Below are 1,876 nucleotides of genomic sequence, written 5' to 3'. Positions count from 1 at the left end.
AACAAGCTTAACTCACTTCCAGGGGAGAGTTTTGGAGCAGGTAGTTTAGAGTTCACGTCCGAACCAACAAGGGGATTATGTCGAGGATTATCAACAAGCAAGTCAAAGCTGATATCTTTAGCATCTACATTACTGATATTGGTAATAACGAACTTGTATCCATTACCCGACTTCACTAAGTCAAGTTTCAAACGAGCAGTCGATTTTTCTTTGTCTTCGCGCAGTAATATTTCTAGCTGCTTTTTAGCTAGATCCGCTGTCGCCTTTTGCATATCTAAGCTTTCTCGTTGAAGTTTTCGTTGACCACTCCAAACGATTAGACTTATTAGAGCAGCCAACGAAGACAGTATTACTGATAATACTTCATATTCACTCATCCATTATTTCCTCTAAAGCACATAACGCCCTGTTAAGGTGTGAGCAACGCAATACCGAAGTCGCCGCATACCACCTTAAACACTAAACGCAACGCATAGCAAAAACGCCAAGCGTTGCGAATCGCTCTTAAACAGATTGTTATATTTACATTCGGTCAAAGATAGAGCCCATATCAGGACTAAACAACTTGTGATACAACTTAGTAGCATAACTATCTGTCATACCTGAAATATAGTCACATATTACTCGTTTTTTATTCGTTGAATCTTGATACTTTTTATAAGTAGATGTAGGAAGTAAACGTTTGGGATTTTCTTGAAGAACTTCAAACAAACTAAGAACCATTTGTTGACCTTTATACTCTAGAGTTTGAACTTCTGGTCTTTTTATTACATTCTTGAATACGAATTTTTTTAATAGTTTAAGTAGTGAATTTGCTTCGTCAGACATTTTCACCTGATATTTAAGCAGTGGCGTTTCAAACTCGGTCTTTTCGTACACCTCAATGCTAGGTATAAAGTAACCAATTAACTTACTAATTGCATGCTTACGCTCTTTATTCGATTCTGAAAATAGCTTTTCATTAAAGAAATCAACATCACCATGTATGATATTACCACTCCCCATCTTTGTTATAACTTCGTCGTTCCATTGTTTAAAAGTTACTAATTGTAAAGCCAATGCATCTTCTAAATCATGAACGCCATAAGAAATATCATCAGCCAATTCCATTATTGATGTGTCAAAACCTTTAAACTGTGCTTCAGAAACTCCATCCTCATTGGTTGTTGGTGTTCGAAATAACAATCGGTCACTTTCAGGGATTCCATCAAGAATCCAATTCAAAATATCACTCTCATCATCATGGATACACTTTGGTGGTTTATAGCCATCAATATTAATCTTAGTTTTACAACCACATATGCTGGAGTAGTCAGCTACTTCTTTATGTAATACTGGATATTTCAATAGCCCAAACATTGTTCTACGAGTTAGGTCTAAACCACAATCTGGCGAGTACTCACCTAGTTTACTAACAATTCTTAATGTTTGCCCATTACCTTCAAAACCACCTTGATCGTTCATATAGAAGTTCAGAGCAACTTCTCCGCCATGCCCAAATGGAGGATGACCTATATCGTGAGCTAAACAAATTGCTTCAATCTGGCTTAGTGTTGGAATCCACTCAAGGTATTCTTCTCTACCCTTATACATTTCTCGTAAGTGCTCGCAAATTCCAGAACCAATCTGGGCGACTTCCAATGAGTGAGTTAGTCGTGTTCTGTAAAAGTCACTTTCACCAATTCCTAAAACTTGCGTCTTTGACTGCAATCTCCTAAATGAAGAGGAGTGAATGATTCTTGCCCTATCTCTCTGAGCCTGGCTATCATCCGTATTTGAATTAAATGGCTTTGCTTCGTAACCATCTAAATACCTGCGCCTTGCTTGCCACATATATAAAATCCTTCTGTAAATATAACGCCCTGTTAAGGTGTGA

At 37.5% G+C, this 1,876-nt stretch carries 2 protein-coding genes; both read right to left on the bottom strand.

The window, feature by feature from the left end:
• On the bottom strand, nucleotides 1-377 hold a 377-nt coding region (locus IQR33_RS20735; protein ID WP_193844010.1), incomplete at its 3' end, for a hypothetical protein.
• 145 nt (nucleotides 378-522) lie between these two features.
• On the bottom strand, nucleotides 523-1,876 hold a 1,354-nt coding region (locus IQR33_RS20725), incomplete at its 5' end, for an anti-phage deoxyguanosine triphosphatase (protein WP_322631793.1).

Source organism: Vibrio sp. OPT46 (assembly GCF_015163535.1).
GTDB classification, from domain to species: Bacteria; Pseudomonadota; Gammaproteobacteria; order Enterobacterales; family Vibrionaceae; genus Vibrio; species Vibrio alginolyticus.
This window is presented reverse-complemented; position numbering and strand designations above follow the sequence as displayed.